The following is a 17,809-nucleotide window of genomic DNA, read 5'->3' on the forward strand; positions in this document are numbered from 1 at the left end:
ACAATTGCCGAATGAGCCCATAGCGTCACGATCCGGGAGGAACGGATGGGCGCAGATGCCGTGTTCCATGTGGAGGGCCTGAGGAAATCCTTCGGCCAGAACGAGGTGCTTGGCGGCATCTCGCTCGACCTCTTTGCGGGCGAGGTGACGGTGCTGATGGGCGCCAACGGCGCCGGCAAGTCCACCCTGGTCAAGATCGTCAGCGGTGTCTACGAACGTGGCGCCGGCACGATGCGGCTCGCCGGCAAGGCCTTCGATCCGCAGACCCCCGCCGAAGCCATCCGCGCCGGCGTCGTCACCGTGCACCAGAACATCAATGACGGCGTGGTCACCGACCTCGATGTCGCCACCAACCTGACGCTCGACCGGCTGAACGGCAAAGGTGCGTCGTTGCTGTTCAAGCCGGCCAATGTCCGGGCCGAGGCGAGGGCGGTTGCCGACCGCATGGGCCTCGCCCTCGACCTCAAGGCGCGCGTCAGCGACTTGTCGTTGGCCGACCGGCAGATGGTGGCTATCGCGCGGGCCATGGCGCATCAGCCCAAGGTGCTGATCCTCGACGAGCCGACCTCCTCGCTGTCGAGCGCCGAGGCCGACCTGCTGTTTTCGCTGATCGACCGGCTGCGCGGGCAGGGTGTCGCTATCCTCTATATCTCGCACCGCATGTCCGACATCAGGCGTCTCGCCGACCGGATCGTGTCGATGCGCGACGGCGTCGTCTCCGGCGTCTTCGACAAGAAGCCGCTCGACTATGAGGGCGCGGTCAACGCCATGCTCGGCCGCAAGATCCATCTCGACCGGGTGGTAGCCAGAAGCTCGGCGCGCGCGGTTTTCACCGCGGAAGGCCTGCAACTCGCGCATGGAGCAAAGCCGATCTCGATGACGCTCGGCGCCGGCGAGGTGGTGGCGATCACCGGCCTGGTCGGCGTCGGCAAGACGGCTTTGGCGGAAACGCTGTTCGGCGTGCGCCGGCCGCTCGCCGGCACCATGCACATGGACGGCAAACCCTACGCGCCGGGCTCGGCGCGCGAGGCAATCGCCGCCGGCGTCTTCCTGGTCGCCAAGGACCGCGCCGCGAGCGGCATTGTCGGCGGCTTCAACATCGAACGCAACATCAGCCTGCCGTTCCTCAAGCGCATGTCGGGCCTCGGCGTCATGAAGAAGCGCGCCGAGCGCATCGCCGCCCGCCGCCAGATCGACGAGCTAGGTATCGTCTGCCGCTCGGAGAAGGACGAGCTGTCGGCGCTCTCCGGCGGCAACCAGCAGAAGGTGATGGTGGCGCGCTGGATGTCGCAGGCCTCGCGCCTCTTCATGCTCGACGAGCCTTTCCAGGGTGTCGACATTTCGGCGCGTCGCGACATCGCCGCCAAGCTGAGGGCAAGCGCCGACGGCCGCGCGACGCTGATCTTCGTTACCGAGCTCGACGAGGCGCTGGAGACCGCCGACCGCATCCTGGTGATGTCGGAACACACGATCGTCGGCGAGCACCGCAACGATGACATCGATCTCGACCGGCTGCTGGCGGAAGTGGCCGGCGGACCGCTTCACAGCGCGGCGTGAGATCGCAGGATGACGAGACCCGGAGTGCAGGCATGAGTTCCAGTTTGGCGGCCAAGGCAACGGCGCGGGAGCGTTCGATGACATTGCGCGATTACGCCATCCGCTACGGCTTCATCGTCCTGCTGGTCGGGCTGATCGCCTATTTCGCGGTCGCCGCCGACGGCTTCGCCTCGCCGCAAAGCGCCGTCTTCATCTTCCAGTCGGTGGCCATCACCGGCGTGCTGGCGCTCGGCGTCACGGCGACGCTCGTCGTCGGCGGCTTTGATCTCTCGATCGGCTCGGTCGCCACCAGCGCCATGATGGCTGCCTCCTACGCCATGGTCGTGCTGGAGCAGAACGCGATCGTCGCCGTCATCGCCTGCCTGGTCATCGGCGTCATCGTCGGACTGATCAATGGCTGGCTGATCGTCTATATGCGCGTGCCCGATCTTCTGGCCACGCTCGGCATGATGTTCCTGCTGCTCGGCCTGCAGCGCATTCCGACGGAAGGCCGCTCGATCGCCACCGGCATGACCATGCCCGACGGCTCGGTCGCCAACGGTAAGTTCTCGGAAGCCTTCCTGGCGCTCGGCCGCCACCGCATCGACTTCTTCATCCCGAACCTGATCCCGGTCTCGGTCGTCGTGCTCGTCGTGCTCGCGGCGCTGATCTGGTTCTTCCTCGAATACACGCGCTTCGGCCGCATGATGTATGCCGTCGGCAGCAATGAGAGGGCGGCCGAGCTCGCCGGCGCGCCTGTCAAGGCATACAAGATCTGGGCTTATGTGATTTCGGGAGTTTTTGCCTCGATCGGCGGGATTTTGCTCGCCGCCCGGCTTGGACGCGGCGACATCGCCTCGGGTAATAATCTCTTGCTCGACGCAGTCGCGGCGGCGCTCATCGGCTACGCGGTGCTTGGCGCCGCCAAGCCAAACGCCTTCGGCACCGCCGTCGGCGCGGTGTTCGTCGGCGTCCTGCTGCAAGGCCTGACGATGATGAACGCGCCTTACTACACGCAGGATTTTGTCAAGGGCGCGGTGCTTGTCGTCGCCCTTGTCTTCACCTTCGCCCTTTCCGGCAGGGGCAAGAGATAGTTTCGACCGGGGCATAACAAATGGAGGAAAACGAAGTGAGCATCACAAGAAGACTTTTGGGGAAGGCGGCACTCGGCCTCGCCGGCGCGGCGCTGCTGATGCAGGGGACGGCGCTTGCCGCGGACCGTCCGGCGCCGTTCGACAAGCCGGGCGTCAAGATCGCGCTGGTGCGCTATCTGTCGACCGGCGACTTCTTTCAGGCCTATCTCTCCGGCGTCGAGGCGCAAGCCAAGGCGCTCGGCGTCGACCTGCGCGTGCTGGACAGCCGCCAGGACGCAGCACTCCAGGCCGACATGGTCGACCAGGCCATCGCGCTCGGCGTGCAAGGCATCATCATCCAGCACGGCCTGACGGAATCGATGAAGGACGCCGCTCAGCGTGCGGTCGATGCCGGCATCAAGGTCGTCGCCTTCGACGTCAATGTCGAGAACCCGAAGATCCCGCAGGTCGAGCAGTCCGACCGCGACCTGGCGAAGCTCGCGCTCGAGCAGGCGGTCAAGGACAATGGCGAGAGCTGGAAGGCCGGCTATGTCTATGTCGCCGGCATCGCTCCGCTCGACCGCCGCAACGAGACCTGGGTCGACGTGAAGAAGAAGTACTCGGGCATCAACGAGGTCGCCATGTTCGGCACGCTCGACAACCCGATCGCCAACTCCGTCGCCAACCAGGCGCGCTCGGTGCTGCAGGCGCATCCCGACATCAAGGTGATGTTCGCGCCCTATGACGAGTTCGCCAAGGGCGTGAAGATCGCCGTCGACGAGGCGGGCCTGAACAAGGGCATCAAGATCTATTCGGCCGACATCTCGACCTCGGACATCGCCGCCATGCGCGAGCCGGACAGCGCCTGGGCGGCGACCGCCGCCACCAACCCGGCCGTCGTCGGCCAGGTCTCGGTGCGCGCGCTGGCGCAGCTGCTCGCAGGCGAAGATCCCGGCCACAACGTCATTGTGCCGCCGACGCTGATCACCCAGAAGGAGCTGATCGACAAGGACATCAAGAACATGGAAGACCTGTCGGCCAAGCTGCCGCAGTTCGCCCATGCCGATGTCGCGATGCCGGCCTGGATGCCGAACCCGAACGCTAAGTAAGGTTCGGACGGTCGCAAATGAAGAGAGCGGTCCAACGGGCCGCTCTCTGCCCTTCAGCCGGCCCAAGGCGGTCTATCGCTGCCAGAAGGGCAGCTTGGCGATCTCCGCCTCGACCTCTTTTCTCGTCAGCCCGATGTCGTCAATCAGATGCGGATTGTCCGTCGCCATGCGCTTGAGCTCGAAGCGGAAATAGGCCTGCTTGCGCCGCTCGGCGATAAGGCTGCGCAAGGCCGCCAGGCTGAAGCGCCCGCGCCTTGAGTGCATTGCCGGTGCCGCCGCCAGACACGTAGAGGGCGTGAAGCTATCGTTCATGGCAACCTCCATCGAATAAGGGGTTTTGAAAACCCTCGACCTGATTGAGATTGCACTGTGCCGCAGGCGGCCGGCGGCGTAATTAAGCCGTCCCAAATAGTTCTCAAAACTTCCAAATCGGTTAGAGCGTTTCACCGTTTCACGGAAACGGCGAACCGCTCTATCTCTTTGTTTTTACGCAATTCCGGAGTGAAAACCGCTTCACACTTTTCCTGGAATTGCTCTATAGATCGCCCCATGCAGGGATCGCGCTTTGCTTTCGGACCGTTCGTGCTTGATCCAGGCGCGGGAACGCTGCTCCGGGGCGATGTTCCCGTCGCCGCCAGCCATCGCGGGCTGAAGCTGCTGGAGGCGCTCGTCGCGCGTCCGGGCGAAATCCTGGCCAAGGCCGAGCTGATGGATGCGGCTTGGCCTGGCATGGCAGTCGAGGAAGGCAATCTCACCGTCCAGATCGCGCAGCTCAGGAAGCTGCTTGGTCCGGCGACCGGTGGCGGTGAATGGATCGCCACCGTGCCGCGCGTCGGCTACCGCTTCACCGGCACCGTCGAACGGCCCGATGCCCCACGCAAACCCTTGCCGCTGCCCGACAAGCCGTCGATTGCCGTGCTGCCCTTCGTCAATCTGAGCAGCGATCCCGAGCAGGACTCTTTCGCCGACGGCCTGACCGAAGACCTGATCACCGATCTCTCCCGGATACCGGGCCTCTTTGTCATCGCGCGCAACTCGGTCTTTGCCTACAAGGGCAAGGCCATGGATGTGCGCGCCATCGCCGGGGAGCTCGGCGTGCGATACCTGGTGGAAGGCAGCGCCAGACGCGCCGTGGGGCGGGTGCGCATCAATGCCCAGCTGATCGATGCGCTGAGCGGCGAGCATCTCTGGGCGGAGCGTTTCGATCGCAGCCTTGAGGACATTTTCGCCGTCCAGGACGAGGCGACGGCCAAGATCGTCGAGGCGCTGCTCGGGCGGCTGCGTGCATTGCCGGAGCGCAACCGGCCGAAGAGCCTCGAAGCCTATGATCTCGTCGTGCGGGCGCGAAAACTGTTCGACGAGTCGCCGCAAATGGCGCGCGAAGCGCATCTGATGCTGACGCGCGCGGTCTCGCTCGATCCGGACTACGCCGAAGCCTATCGCTGGCTCGCGATGAACCATTGGATGGGCTGGGTGCATTGGGGCGAGCCGTTCGAGCCTGCCCGCAGCACGGCCCTGGAACTAGCGCGCAAGGCTGTGGCGATCGATCCCAACGATGCCGGTTGCCGCTGGGTTCTGGCGAACCTTCTTGCCTATGAACGCGATTTCGAACGGTCCGAGGCGGAATTCGCCAAGGCGATCGAGCTCGATCCGAACGAAGCCGACATTTGGGCGACATTGTCCGATATCGACGTGCTGGGCGGGCGGATAAGCGACGGCCTGGAGCACATCCGCAAGGCCTTCCGGCTCAACCCCTTTCCGCCGAGCTGGTATTATCTGACGCTCGGCCAGGCGCAATATGCGGCCCGTGACTATGAGGCCGCCGTCGAGACGCTGCGTCGCGACGAGACTTACCGCACGAGTTCGCGCCGCTTTCTGGCGGCAAGCCTGGCGCAGCTCGGCCGTCTCGACGAGGCGCGCACCGAGGTCGCGCTGTTCCTCGTCGGCAATCCGCATTTCTCCACGCGGCGCTGGGTCGAGACGGAGCCCTTTCGCGACGACGCGATGCTCGAGCATTTCGTCGACGGCTTCCGCATGGCCGGCCTGCCGGAGTGATGTGGCGACATGGCCAACTGGCCGCTGCCGGGATTTCGTATTCTTAGGTCTTTTTCACCGGCCGGCGCGCGCCAGCCCATGCGCCACCAGACGGTCGATGACCTCCGGATAGCTGACGCCGCTCGCCGCCATAGCCTTGGCATACATGCTGATGTTGGTGAAGCCGGGAATCGTGTTGAGCTCGTTGATCAGGAAATTCATGTCCGGCATCAGGAAAAAGTCGACGCGGGCCATGCCGTCGCAACCGAGCGCCCTGAACGCTCTTGCAGCCGCATCGCGCATGGCATCCTCGACCTCCTGCGGCAGCTCGGCTGGCACGATCAAGGCCGCGCCATTCTCGTCGATATATTTGGCGTTGTAGTTGTAGAAACCGTGGCTCTCCGCAGGCACGATCTCGCCCGGCCGCGAGACGAAGAGTTCGCCCGCGGGACTCTCCAGGACGCTGTATTCGATCTCGCGGCCACGGACGAATTCCTCTGCCAGCAGCTTGCGATCGTGCTGGAATGCTTCCTCGAGCGCCCGATCGAATTCTTGGCTGGCATTGACCTTCGCGACGCCGACCGACGAGCCCTGCCGCGCCGGCTTGATGAACAGCGGCAGGCCGAGTTGGTCTTCCAGTTCGGCGAGCGAAGGCGCGGCACCTTCACCGATCGTCACCGAGCGCGCCACAGGCAGTCCGGCCGCTTTCAGCAGCCGCTTGGCGACGTCCTTGTCGAGGGCCGCGGCGGAACCCAATATGCCGCAACCGGCGAGCGGCACGCGTGCCACCTCGGCCAGGCCCTGCACCGCGCCGTCCTCGCCATGCAGGCCGTGCAGCACCGGAAACAGGATATCGATGGCGAGCAGTTCGTGAGGCACGCCGCCGGCGGGGATCGCCAGCATCCGTCCATGGCCGCCCGGCACCAGGCAGAGCTGCGTGCCGGCCGACGGCGCCGCCAGCGCGCCGTCCTCGAAACGGCTCAGCAGCCATTGCCCTTCGCGGGTGACGAAGATCGGCACGGCGTCGTATTTCGCGGGCTCCAAAGCAGCCATGACGTTGGTTGCCGAAAGCAGCGATACCTCATGCTCGGCGGAGCGCCCGCCGAACAGCACGCCGATACGAAGTTTTTTCGCCGCCATCTGGAGCTCCACCAATGATCAGGGTTGGAGCCCCGCATGCGAACACGAGGCGCCCTTAAACTGGCTGAGCAATACCCGAAGGATTGGTGTGGATTTTGACGGGTACGAGCAGTTCTTCAGCAGAAGCGTCAAAGGCCTTCGATTCAAACTGCGTCAAGACAAGGGGACTTGGGCGGCTCGTCGTTTCGCGAAAACAATGAACCGCTCCAGTGCCTGCCTTTACATCCTCAGCGCAGCGCCGCCGCGATGTTGCCGCCGTCCACCGTCGTCACATCCGCCGTGGTGCGCTCGGCCAGCGCCTGGTGCAGGAAGGCCTGCGCCACGTCGTCGGCCGTCACTTCCTGTCCCAGCAGATTGCCGGACATGTATTCTTTTTCGGACACGCCGCGCGCGCCGGAACGGCTGGCGATCATCGCGTCGGTCAAGAGACCCGAACGGATGCGGTCGGCGTTGACCGCGTTGGAGCGGATGCCATAGGCGCCGTAGTCAAGCGCATACTGCCGCGACAGGAACAATGTCGCGGCTTTCGGGATGCCGTAGGCGCCGAATTTCGGGCCGGGATTGATCGCCTGCTTGGAAGTGTTGAACAGCAGCACGCCGCCCGTACCCTGTTCCAGCATGATGCGCACCGCATTCTGCGCCGCCGACTGGTGGGCGAAGAAATTGAGCTCGAAGCTTTTGCGCAAAGTGGCGTCGTCGAGCTCGCCGATGCGGCCTTCCCAGGCAGCGCCGGCATTCGAGACCAGGATGTCGAGGCCGCCATAGACCGAGACTGCCTTGTCGAAGGCAGCGCGCATTTCGGCCGGCTTGGTGATGTCGGCGCCGACGCCGATCGAGTTGTTGCCGGCTGCCTTCGCCGCCTCCGCTGCCTTGGCCGGATCGAGATCGACGATCACGGCATGCGCGCCATTGGCCGCGAACAGTTTTGCCGTCGCGGCCCCGATGGCGCCGGCGCCGCCGGTGATCAGCACCACCTGGCCGGTCAGCGGCTTCGGCTTGTTCGAAGCGAGCTTGGCCTGCTCGAGAGACCAGTATTCGAGCGGGAAGAGGTCGGCCTTGGAGAGTGGATGGAAATTGCCGATCGCTTCCGCGCCGCGCACCGCCTCGATCCACATCTCGCCGACATCCGACGCGATCTTGGCATCCTTCAGCGTGCGGCCATGGCCGAACATGCCGAGGCCCGGCACCAGAGTCAGGCGCGGCATCGGGTCGAGCATGGTGCGCTTGACGTCGTCCAGCGCGTCATTGGTTTCGAAATAGGCGGTATAGTCCTTGATGAAGGCATCGACATGGCTGCGGACGGCGGCCTTGTAGTCGCCGAGCTTGTCCATGTCGGGCGCCGGTACCGCCATCGGTCCGGTCTTGATGCGGATCGACAGGTCCGGCGTCGATACCCCGCGCCCGGCCAGCTCGGCGATCTTGGCGGAATTGATGAAGTCGACGATCGCGTCCGAGGTGCGGAAGTCGCTGATCATGCGGTCGAAGCGGCCTTCGCCGCGCGCCACGGCAACGGCGCCGCGCAGCGTCGGCGCGATGTCGCTGGGCTTGGCAAGCTTTGCCGGCAATGCTGCCTTGGCCGGCTGCGGCTTGCCGTTTTTGGCGACATAGTCCTCGGCCATGGTCACATAGTGGATCATGCGGTCATAGGCCTGTTTGGCATCGTCGCCGAAGGTGAAGATGCCGTGCTTGTCGAGGATCAGGCCCTCGACTTTTCGGTCGGCGTCGAAGATTTCCGCCGCAGCCTTGGCGAGGTCGAAGCCCGGCTTGATGTAGGGCACGTAACCCATCTTGTCGCCGAACACCTTTTTCACCAATGCCTTGCTGTCTTCCTGGTCTACGACGGCAAGGATCGCCGTCGAATGCGTGTGGTCGACGAACTTGTGCGGCAGGAAGGCATGAAGCAGCGTTTCGACCGACGGGTTGGGCGAGGACGGATCGATGAGGTTGGAGCGCTGCAGCGCCACCATGTCCTCGTCGGAGAGCTTGTCCAGGGAGCGCGCCTTGAGCAGCGCGCCCATTTTCACCGCCGGCAGGCCTTGCGGCTCGATGACCGCCATGTCCCAGCCGCTGCCCTTGACGCAGAGCACGTCCCATTCGTCGCCGACGAGATCGGTGGCTTTGGTCTTGCAGGAGGTGTTGCCGCCGCCATGCAGCACCAGGCGCGGCTCGCCGCCGAGCAGGCGGGTCGTGTAGACGCGCAGCGCAAGGTCGCGGCCGACGCCCTTCCTGGCATAGTCGGCAACCATCTTTTCCGCGTCGGCGTCATTCCAAAGGTTCTGCATGTCGATACGTCCGATTCCGTCTTTTCTTGCTCATGAACAGAAGGCCGCGACGTCGTGATGACAGAAGCGGCGAGGGTGGTTTTCTACGAGGCCTTTTTCGTTGCCGCGCCGGCGTGCTGAAGCAGGCGCTCGGCCATATGCGCGCCGACCACCAGATGCGTGCACAGCCCGCCGGCGATGGCCGCAAGCAGCGGCTCGAACTTGGTGTCTTCCTGCACCACCATCAGCCGCTTCTCGATGGCGCGCAGCGAGGCGAGCTCGGCGGAGATGACGCGCCTATTGTAGCTGCAGTCGAGCACTTCGCCCATGGCGTCGATGATCTGTCCGGCGATGACGCCGGCCGCACCCTGGCGCCGCAACGTCTCCATCTCGGCCGCCGACAGCGCGCCGCATTTCACCAGATGGCTGTCGGCGTCGACCGCGCCGACGGAATAGAGCGCCAGATCGCAATCGGCGATGCCGGCCAACTGGTCGCGGATCACCGGCTCGGCACGCAAACCTTGCGCCAGGCCTTCCGTCGACAGAACCAGAGGGGCGTAGAAGTTGAGGCCCTTGGCATTCAGCCGTCGCGCGATCTCCATCGTGCACTGGTCGGGCCGGTAGGAATAGGGCGCGCCGAGATTGCCGCAGAGCTGCACCACGGTGACGTCCTGCAGGTCGGCATAGGACATGATGTCGGCGATGGTGTAGACGGTGCGGCCCCAGGCGACGCCGATGCGGTCGCCTTTTTTCACCAGCTCGAGAAAGACGCTCGCCGCCAGCACGGCGATATCGGTCGAGGGATCGGCAAGGTAAGCATTTTCCGGCGCGATCCAGACGGCGTCGAGATCGAACGCATCTTCCAGCCGTCGCGCCATGACGTCGTCGGTGAAGAGCTGGGTCGAGGTCGAGATGTTGACGATGCCGGTCTCGCGTGCCTTGCGCAGATACATGGCGACCGAGGCTCGCGAAATGTTGAGCTGGCTCGCCACTTCGTCCTGACGCAGGCCATGCGCATAGTAAAGCCAGGCGGCCTTGTGGATGAGCTGTTCTGCCGGTCTGATAGCCATGCCGCCTCCTCGGCTGACATTAGTCACGGCTCTCGACAAAAGTCAAATTGCCTGCGCGAGCTGCGATCGTCTCGCGGCGCGGTCCAATCCGGATCGCCATTCCACCAAGCCGGCGCAGCATAGCATTTTCAGCCGTGGAAGGGGGATAGCGTGACGGCCGGCCTAAGGTTAGAAAGCTCGAAAAGAACATCGGGGAGAACGGGATGGCCAATCCTTACGAACAGGATCTCGACAGGAACGCTGCCAACCACCAGCCGCTGACGCCGCTCACCTATCTTGAGCGCGCGGCCAAGACCTATCCCGACCACATCGCCATCATTCATGGCAACCAGCGCATCACCTATCGCGATTTCTGGCGCCGGTCGCTGAAGCTTGCCTCGGCGCTCGCGAAGCACGGCGTCGGCAAGGGCGATACGGTGACGGTGATGTTGTCCAACACGCCGCCGATGCTGGAAGCCCATTTCGGCGTGCCGATGGTGAAGGCGGTGCTGCATTCGCTGAACACCCGCCTCGACGCCGCCGTCATCGCGTTCCAGCTCGACCATGCCGACAGCAAGGTGCTGATCGTCGACCGCGAGTTCTCGGGCGTCGTCAAGGACGCGCTGGCCTTGGCCAAGGTGAAGCCATTGGTCATCGACTATGACGATCCGGACTATGCCGCCGACGCGCCCTATCCGAAGGGCGAACGGATCGGCTCAGCTGATTACGAGGAGTTCGTCGCCGCCGGCGACGAGACCTTTGTCTGGTCGATGCCCGACGACGAGTGGGACGCCGTCTCGCTCAACTACACCTCCGGCACCACGGGCAATCCGAAGGGCGTCGTCTATCACCATCGCGGCGCGGCGCTGATGGCCTACACCAACACCATCCATGCCGGCATGGCCAAGCACGCGGTCTATCTCTGGACGCTGCCGATGTTCCATTGCAACGGCTGGTGCTTCCCCTGGACTTTGGCCGTGCAGGCCGGCACCCATGTCTGCCTGCGCTGGGTGCGGGCAAAGCCGATATACGACGCCATCGCCGACCACGGCGTCACCCATCTGTGCGGCGCCCCGATCGTCATGTCGGTGCTGATCAACGCGAAGGATGAGGACAAGCGGCAGTTCGCACAGACCGTCACCTTCAACACCGCCGCAGCGCCCCCGCCGGAGGCCGTGCTGTCCGGCATGGCCGATGCCGGCTTTGCCGTCACCCATCTCTACGGCCTGACCGAGACCTACGGCCCGGCGGTCGTCAACGAGTGGCACTATGAGTGGGACGCGCTGGAGAAGGGACCGAGGACGCAGAAGAAGGCACGCCAGGGTGTGCGCTATGCCGCGCTCGAAGGTCTGACGGTGATGGATCCCGGGACGATGATGGAGACGCCGGCCGACGGCGAGACCATCGGCGAGGTCATGTTCCGCGGCAACATCGTCATGAAGGGCTATCTGAAGAACCGCAAGGCCACCGACGAGGCCTTCGCCGGCGGCTGGTTCCACTCCGGCGATCTCGGCGTCATGCATCCCGACGGCTACATCCAGCTCAAGGACCGCTCCAAGGACATCATCATCTCGGGCGGCGAGAATATCTCGTCCATCGAGGTCGAGGACGCTCTCTACAGGCATCCGTCGGTTGCCTCGTGCGGTGTGGTTGCCCGCGCTGACGACAAATGGGGCGAGGTGCCGGTCGCCTATGTCGAGCTGAAGCCCGGCAAGAGCGCGACCGAGGCCGAGATCATCGAGCACTGCCGAGGGCTGCTTGCCCGTTTCAAGGTGCCGAAGGCGGTGGTGTTTGCCGAAATCCCGAAGACCTCGACGGGGAAGATCCAGAAGTTCAGGCTGCGGGAGATGGCGAAGGGGGTGTAGTTCGCTCCTCCCAACATGGCTTTGACGTCGACAATTTGCGCCAGCGCCCGCGACGTCGTCATCCTAGGGTGGAGCAGTCGCGAAGCGACGTTGCGGAAACCCTAGGATCCATGCCGCTACTTTGCGGCCGCGCTCCGGCGGTTGAGAATGGCCGCAGCGGACGGAAAGTGCTGACCGGCGTAACATCTTGATCTGCTTCGTTCTTCGACCGGCGTCACGGAATGGATCCTCGGGTCTGCGCGCGTCGCTTCGCTCCTTGCTCCGCCCGTGGATGACGACGTCGCAGGCGCCAATGGCTAATCGTCAACGTACTCACCGCAGACCTAGCAACTGTCACCATCTGTCACCAAATTATACGCGTACGTCGATTTCGCGTTGACTCCAAGCCGCTTTCGTTTTACGACTGATGAAAATTGAAATTCGTCACTCATCAAAACGAAAGCGCTATGTCAGAAGCCGCCAACATCATGGCAGACCCCGCCAGACAGGAGAATGTGACTCGCATTCTCGACTGCGCCGAGCGCCTGTTCCGCCACTATGGCTACGGTAAGACCAATGTTGCCGACATCGCTCGCGAGCTCGGCATGTCGCCCGCCAACATCTACCGCTTCTTTGCCTCCAAGGTCGAAATCCACCAGGCCGTCTGCGGCCGCATGCTCGGCGCCAGCTACAACATGGCCTATGAGATCATGCACCTCCCGATCAGCGCCGAGGAGCGACTGAGCCGCTATATTCATGCCCAGTACAAGATGACGCTCGAGACCATGCTGGACGAGCAGAAGGTGCATGAGATGGTCATCGTCGCGCTGGAGCGCGACTGGTCCGTCATCGACAAGCATGTCAACAGTATCCACGACCTCTTCGCCGAGGTGATCCGCGAGGGCATCGAGGCAGGCGAGTTCAGGCAGCAGGATCCTGAAACCGCCGCGCGCTGCTTCGGCGCCGCCACCGTCATTCTGTGCCACCCGCAGATGGTGGCGCAGTGCCTTGCCAAGACCAACCGGGCAATGCCCGACGAACTTATCGACTACGCCATCAGAGCCTTGAAATAGAAGCCGCCCGCCGCGTGCGGCCGACAGATCATCTCCAGTTCGGGAGTGCTAAAGTGTCTTTGTCCAGTTCCATCCTCCGCAGGCTGCCGGCCGCCGGCCTTCCCGCCATCGGCATCGTCGTCGCCGCGCTTGCCCTTGCCGGCTGCAGCCAGGAAAAGGCCGAGGTCGTTCAGGAAGTCGTCCGGCCGGTCAAGGTGGTCGAGATCGGCGAGGCGCGGACCACCCGCCAGCTCGACTATTCCGGTTCGGTGCGCGCCCGCATCGAGATGAACCTCGGCTTCCGCATCGCCGGCAAGGTCACCGAGCGTCTGGTCGATATCGGCCAGCATGTGAATGAAGGCGACGTGCTCGCCCGCGTCGATCCGTCCGACTACGAGCTGTCGGTGAAGAGCGCGCAGGCCAGCCTCGACGCCGCCGAACGCCAGGTCGAGACCGTCGATCTCGCCAGGAAGCGCGCCGAGCAGCTCTATGCCAAGAACTTCGCGCCGAAGTCGCAGCTCGATCAGGCGCGGCTGGCCTACGACCAGGCCGTGGCGACGCGCGATGCCGCCCGCTCGACGCTGGCCCAGGCGCAGAACCAGGTCCATTACACCGATCTCAAGGCCAGCCAGGCCGGCATCGTCACCGCCATCTCTGCCGATGTCGGCCAAGTGGTCGGCGCCGGCACGCCGGTCATGACGGTCGCGGTGGACGGCGAGAAGGAAGTTTCGATCGCGGTGCCGGAGATGGATATTGCAGGCTTCAAGCCCGGCAAGGAAGTCAAGGCGAGCTTCTGGTCGGACGAAGGGCTGACGCTTGACGGCAAGGTCCGCGAGGTCGCCGGCAGCGCCGATCCGCAGTCGCGTACCTTCGCTGTCCGGGTGTCGCTGCCCAACGATCCGCGCGTGCTGCTCGGCATGACGGCCAATGTCGAGGCAACCGTCGGCAGCAAGGCGCAGCTCGTGTCGATCCCGCTGACCGCGATGACCGAGAAGGACGGCAAACAGATCGTCTGGACGGTCGACCGCACCTCCGAAACAGTCCATCCGCGCCCGATCAAGGTCGCCAACTTCACTGCCGACGGTGTCGCCGTGGCGGACGGCCTCAAACAGGGCGACGTCGTGGTGGCCGCCGGCACGCAGTTCATGACCGAGAACCTGAAGGTCAAGCTTTCAAGCGACGCCCAGCAATCCGCCTCGGCGGAGAACGACGTCGCGACCACCAGCAGCCTGCACTGATGCTTGTCGCCCAAAAGTGCGAAGCGGTTTTGGGACAACGACATGCATCGAACTAAAACCTGAAGTCAGGCGTAACGAACGCCTTTCCCGCTCTCGCTGCTTGCGCCGCGGGCCGGGGAAAGCATGGGTTCCGGGCGGCGAACGCCCCGATCGTGAGATGCCGGCATGTTGGCTCCCCCGCAGCAGTGCCGCGTCAAGCGCGATTTGCGAGCTCTCTCCGCTTGAGGGTCTCGCCGCCCGGAAGCCCACCGAACTGGAAGCGGCATGCCAAGCGGGCGTGCCTTGCCGATCAATTGGACTGGACGTGTGCCATGACCACCAGCGACAGCAGCACTGAAAAGCGGCCCTTCAATCTTTCGCGTTGGGCGATCGGACATCCGAGCATCGCGCGCTTCCTGTTCGGGCTGATCATCCTTGCCGGCGCGCTCGGCCTGATGCGCATGGGCCAGAAGGAAGACCCCGACTTCACCTTCCGCGTCATGGTGGTGCAGGCGGTCTGGCCCGGCGCCTCGATCCAGGACATGGAGGATCAGGTCGTCAACAAGATCGAGCGCAAGCTGCAGGAAACGCCGCATCTCGATTTCGTCCGTTCCTACACCCGCGCCGGCAGCGCCATCATCACCTTGCAGGTCAAAGGCGACACCAACACCGAGGAAGTGAAGGACGCCTTCTACCAGGTGCGCAAGAAGGTCGGCGACATCTCCAATGAATTGCCGCAGGGCCTGCTCGGCCCCTATTTCAACGACGAGTTCGGCGACACCTTCATCACGCTGCATTCGATCAGCGGCGACGGCTTCACCTATCCGGAGCTGAAGAAGTTCGCCATCCAGGCGCGCGACATGCTGTTGACGACACCGGGCGTCGAGAAGGCCGTCATCATCGGCGACCAGCCTGAGAAGATTTATATCGATGTCTCGTCCAAGGCGTTGGCCGAGCGCGGCCTGACCATCCTTGACCTGCAAAACGCCGTGAAAGGCCAGAACGCCGTGGATCCGGCGGGCTCGGTCGACACCGGCCTGCGCTCGGTGCGCATCTCGGTCGAGGGCGATGTCACCAAGGCCGCGGATATCCGCGAGCTCAGGCTGCGCTCGGGCAACCAGGTGACGCGCCTCGGCGACATCGCCACCGTCTCTTCCGGCCTCCAGGATCCTTACGACAACAAATACCTCTTCAACGGCCATCAGAGCGTCCAGCTCGGCGTCGTCATGGCCAAGGGTTTTAACGTCAGGGATGTCGGCAAGGATGTCGAGGCGACCTATCAGCGCTTCGAGGCAGGGCTGCCCTATGGCGTGTCGGTCGATCAGATCTCCGACCAGCCCCAGGTCGTCAAGGACGCGGTGAGCGAGTTCATGGAGGCGCTCGGCGAGGCGCTGCTGATCGTCCTTGCAGTCTCGCTGCTGTCGATCGGTTGGCGCTCGGGCCTGGTGATCGCCATCGCCATCCCGCTCGTCTTGGCCGCCACCTTCGCCATCATGTACGAGATCGGCATCGACCTGCAGCGCATCTCGCTCGGCGCGCTCATCATTGCGCTCGGCCTTTTGGTCGACGACGCCATGATCGTCGTCGAGATGATGGAGCGAAAGCTGGAGGAGGGGCTGGTCAAGATCGAGGCGGCGAGCTTCGCCTACACCTCGACCGCTTTCCCGATGCTGACCGGCACGCTGATCACCACGGCCGGCTTCATCCCGGTCGGCTTCGCCGCCTCCACCGCCGGCGAATATGTGCGCACGCTGTTCTATGTCGTCGGCATCGCGCTGGTCGTGTCGTGGTTCGTCGCGGTCTATTTCACGCCGTGGCTGGGCTACATGATCCTCAAGCAGCGCAAGCATGCGGGCACTCATCACGATGTCTTCGATACCGGCTTCTATCGCCGGCTGCGCGCAACGGTCACCTGGGCCGTGCGCCACCGCATCATCGTTTTGGTGATGACGCTGGTTACTTTTGCCACCAGCCTGTGGGCCTTCCAGTTCATCCCGCAGAACTTCTTTCCGCAATCCTCGCGCCCGGAAATCCTGGTCGACCTGTGGCTGCCGGAAGGCACCTCGATCAAGGATGTCGAAAACCAGGCCAAGTCGTTTGAAGGCAAGATGGCGGACGATCCGGACAAGCGCTTCATCGCCACCTATATCGGCGAAGGCGCGCCGCGCTTCTTCCTGCCGCTCGATCAGCAGCTCCGTAACCCGAACTTCGCCCAACTCCTGGTGATGGCCAAGGACGAGCCGGCGCGCGAGCGGCTGATCGTCAAGATGCGCAAGATCCTGGCGCAGGACTTCCCCTCGATCCGCGGCAAGGTCGACCGCCTCTTCCTCGGTCCGCCGACCGGCTGGCCGGTGCAGATGCGCGTCATGGGCCCGGACCGCAAGGAGGTGCGCCGTATCGCCGACGAGGTGAAAGCGAGGTTCCAGGCCAATCCGCTGCTCGGCGCCATCCACGACGACTGGCTGGAACCGGTGCCGGCGATGAAGCTGGTGATCGACCAGGATCGTGCCCGCGCCCTCGGGGTCACCTCGCAGCGCATCCGCCAGATGCTGCAGGCCACCATGTCCGGCGCGCCGCTAGACGACTTCCGCGACGGCGAGGAGACCGTCTCGATCGTCGCCCGCGAGCCGGAGGCGACCCGTCACCTGCTCTCTTCGGTCGACTCGGTCTATATCCCGACCGACTTCGGCGGCTCGGTGCCGCTCTCGCAAGTGGCCAAGGTCGTGCCGGTGATGGAGCAGGGCGTCGAATGGCGGCGCGACCGCCTGCCGACGATCAGCGTGCGCGCCACGCTGCCGGACGGCGTGCAGTCCAACGACGTCGTCACCAAGATGTACAACGACATGAAGGACCTGCGCGCCAGTCTTGCACCCGGCTACAACGTCGAGATCCAGGGCGGCGCCGAGGACTCGGCCGAAAGCCAGGCCTCGATCGCCGCCAAGGCGCCGATCATGCTCGCCGTCATCGTCGTGCTGCTGATGGTCCAGCTGCAGCATTTCGGCAAGTCGATGCTGGTGCTGGCCACGGGACCGCTCGGCATCATCGGCGCCGCAGCGGCGCTGCTGATCAGCGGCGCGCCGTTCGGCTTCGTCGCCATCCTCGGCGTCATCGCGCTGCTCGGCATCATCATGCGCAACTCGATCATCCTGGTCGACCAGATAGACCAGGATATCGCCGCCGGCATGGAGCGATCGGAAGCGATCGTGGGTGCAGCCGTGCGCCGCTTCCGGCCGATCATGCTGACGGCGCTGACCGCGGTCCTGGCTCTGATCCCGATCTCGCGCGGCGTTTTCTGGGGGCCGCTGGCCTACGCCATGATGGGCGGCATCCTCGTCGCCACCGTGCTCACCATCCTGGTGCTGCCGGCCGGCTACGCCCTGTTCTTCGGCCGCGCCCCGAAGAAGGCCAAGACCGACGAGCAGGCGCCCGAGCCGGAGAACGTCGAAGGCATCGAAAGACCGCAGCTGGCCTTGGCTGCGGAATAAAAGGTGGCA

At 64.3% G+C, this 17,809-nt stretch carries 12 protein-coding genes; 8 read left to right on the forward strand and 4 right to left on the reverse strand.

The features are described 5' to 3' along the window. The first annotated feature begins 45 nt into the window (after positions 1-45). The 3 genes from LB523_RS04775 to LB523_RS04785 all read left to right on the forward strand — a co-directional run bounded on the left by LB523_RS04775 (position 46) and on the right by LB523_RS04785 (position 3,718). On the forward strand, positions 46-1,557 hold the full coding sequence (locus LB523_RS04775; RefSeq protein ID WP_224601170.1) for a sugar ABC transporter ATP-binding protein: 1,512 nt from the start codon (positions 46-48) through the stop codon (positions 1,555-1,557). 77 nt (positions 1,558-1,634) lie between these two features. Next, positions 1,635-2,630 carry an ABC transporter permease gene (locus LB523_RS04780; protein WP_224517907.1) on the forward strand — a complete coding sequence of 332 codons (996 nt, stop codon included), beginning with the start codon at positions 1,635-1,637 and terminating at the stop codon, positions 2,628-2,630. Between the two features lie 35 nt (positions 2,631-2,665). Next, a complete protein-coding gene (locus tag LB523_RS04785) occupies positions 2,666-3,718 on the forward strand; it encodes a substrate-binding domain-containing protein (RefSeq protein WP_140844255.1) in 1,053 nt (350 codons plus the stop codon). Between the two features lie 72 nt (positions 3,719-3,790). On the opposite strand, the gene LB523_RS04790 is transcribed toward LB523_RS04785, so the two are convergent. After that, positions 3,791-4,030 (reverse strand): DUF1127 domain-containing protein, encoded by a 240-nt coding sequence (locus tag LB523_RS04790; RefSeq protein WP_411908991.1) that lies wholly within the window; start codon positions 4,028-4,030, stop codon positions 3,791-3,793. Positions 4,031-4,267: 237 nt separating this feature from the next. Here LB523_RS04790 and LB523_RS04795 point away from each other — a divergent pair, with 237 nt between their 5' ends. Next, positions 4,268-5,773, forward strand: coding sequence for a winged helix-turn-helix domain-containing tetratricopeptide repeat protein (locus tag LB523_RS04795; protein WP_224601172.1), 1,506 nt, complete (start codon positions 4,268-4,270; stop codon positions 5,771-5,773). A 54-nt stretch (positions 5,774-5,827) separates the two neighbouring features. Here LB523_RS04795 and LB523_RS04800 read toward each other — a convergent pair whose 3' ends face one another. The 3 genes from LB523_RS04800 to LB523_RS04810 form a co-directional block, all read right to left on the reverse strand. Continuing rightward, a complete protein-coding gene (locus tag LB523_RS04800) occupies positions 5,828-6,892 on the reverse strand; it encodes a D-alanine--D-alanine ligase family protein (RefSeq protein ID WP_224601175.1) in 1,065 nt (354 codons plus the stop codon). Between the two features lie 227 nt (positions 6,893-7,119). Continuing rightward, positions 7,120-9,174 (reverse strand): bifunctional aldolase/short-chain dehydrogenase, encoded by a 2,055-nt coding sequence (locus LB523_RS04805; RefSeq protein WP_224601176.1) that lies wholly within the window; start codon positions 9,172-9,174, stop codon positions 7,120-7,122. An 83-nt stretch (positions 9,175-9,257) separates the two neighbouring features. Further along, a complete protein-coding gene (locus LB523_RS04810; RefSeq protein ID WP_224601179.1) occupies positions 9,258-10,223 on the reverse strand; it encodes a sugar-binding transcriptional regulator in 966 nt (321 codons plus the stop codon). 203 nt (positions 10,224-10,426) lie between these two features. On the opposite strand from LB523_RS04810, the gene LB523_RS04815 reads away from it, so the two are divergent. The 4 genes from LB523_RS04815 to LB523_RS04830 all read left to right on the forward strand — a co-directional run bounded on the left by LB523_RS04815 (position 10,427) and on the right by LB523_RS04830 (position 17,800). Next, entirely contained in the window at positions 10,427-12,067 is a 1,641-nt protein-coding gene (locus LB523_RS04815) for an acyl-CoA synthetase (protein WP_224601181.1), read from the forward strand. Between the two features lie 446 nt (positions 12,068-12,513). Continuing rightward, on the forward strand, positions 12,514-13,119 hold the full coding sequence (locus LB523_RS04820) for a TetR family transcriptional regulator (RefSeq protein ID WP_224601183.1): 606 nt from the start codon (positions 12,514-12,516) through the stop codon (positions 13,117-13,119). Between the two features lie 83 nt (positions 13,120-13,202). Then, positions 13,203-14,336, forward strand: coding sequence for an efflux RND transporter periplasmic adaptor subunit (locus LB523_RS04825; protein WP_263493009.1), 1,134 nt, complete (start codon positions 13,203-13,205; stop codon positions 14,334-14,336). Between the two features lie 311 nt (positions 14,337-14,647). Further along, positions 14,648-17,800, forward strand: coding sequence for an efflux RND transporter permease subunit (locus tag LB523_RS04830; RefSeq protein WP_224601186.1), 3,153 nt, complete (start codon positions 14,648-14,650; stop codon positions 17,798-17,800). Positions 17,801-17,809: the final 9 nt, after the last annotated feature.

The sequence above is a fragment of the Mesorhizobium sp. ESP-6-4 genome (assembly GCF_020164735.1).
Taxonomy (GTDB): Bacteria; Pseudomonadota; Alphaproteobacteria; order Rhizobiales; family Rhizobiaceae; genus Mesorhizobium.

Bases quoted from the DNA above. Each gene is read 5' to 3' on its own strand.
- LB523_RS04775 (WP_224601170.1), top strand. From the start codon at position 46: ATGGGCGCAGATGCCGTGTTCCATGTGGAGGGCCTGAGGAAATCCTTC.
- LB523_RS04780 (WP_224517907.1), top strand. From the start codon at position 1,635: ATGACATTGCGCGATTACGCCATCCGCTACGGCTTCATCGTCCTGCTG.
- LB523_RS04790 (WP_411908991.1), bottom strand. From the start codon at position 4,030: ATGAACGATAGCTTCACGCCCTCTACGTGTCTGGCGGCGGCACCGGCA.
- LB523_RS04795 (WP_224601172.1), top strand. From the start codon at position 4,268: ATGCAGGGATCGCGCTTTGCTTTCGGACCGTTCGTGCTTGATCCAGGC.
- LB523_RS04800 (WP_224601175.1), bottom strand. From the start codon at position 6,892: ATGGCGGCGAAAAAACTTCGTATCGGCGTGCTGTTCGGCGGGCGCTCC.
- LB523_RS04805 (WP_224601176.1), bottom strand. From the start codon at position 9,174: ATGCAGAACCTTTGGAATGACGCCGACGCGGAAAAGATGGTTGCCGAC.
- LB523_RS04810 (WP_224601179.1), bottom strand. From the start codon at position 10,223: ATGGCTATCAGACCGGCAGAACAGCTCATCCACAAGGCCGCCTGGCTT.
- LB523_RS04815 (WP_224601181.1), top strand. From the start codon at position 10,427: ATGGCCAATCCTTACGAACAGGATCTCGACAGGAACGCTGCCAACCAC.
- LB523_RS04820 (WP_224601183.1), top strand. From the start codon at position 12,514: ATGTCAGAAGCCGCCAACATCATGGCAGACCCCGCCAGACAGGAGAAT.
- LB523_RS04830 (WP_224601186.1), top strand. From the start codon at position 14,648: ATGACCACCAGCGACAGCAGCACTGAAAAGCGGCCCTTCAATCTTTCG.